Consider the following 296-nt stretch of genomic DNA (forward strand, 5'->3'; position numbering starts at 1 on the left):
TGTAGGCTGGGTGGATGGCGAGGACTGGACGGCCGAAGCCCGAGTTGGTGTTGTCTGATGTAGAGCGTGACTCGTTGATTCGCTGGTCTCGGCGTTCGAAGTCGTCACAGGCGTTGGCGTTGCGGTGCCGGATCGTGCTGGCATGCGCCGATGGGTCGAGCAACACGCAGGTCGCGCGGGATCTGGGTATCTCGGCGGCGACGGTCGGTAAGTGGCGCAGCCGGTTCGTGGCGAAGCGGTTGGACGGCCTGGTCGACGAGGACCGGCCGGGCCGTCCACCGTCGATCACCGTGGAC

General features: G+C 66.2%; 1 protein-coding gene. It reads left to right on the forward strand.

All coding sequences use genetic code 11. The annotated features are described in order from the left end of the window. Positions 1 to 14: 14 nt before the first annotated feature. Positions 15 to 296: helix-turn-helix domain-containing protein (locus tag ACNAW0_RS30835; RefSeq protein ID WP_416291553.1), on the forward strand; the 282-nt coding region annotated here is incomplete at its 3' end.

The organism is Micromonospora sp. SL1-18 (assembly GCF_047921505.1).
Classification (GTDB): domain Bacteria; phylum Actinomycetota; class Actinomycetes; order Mycobacteriales; family Micromonosporaceae; genus Micromonospora.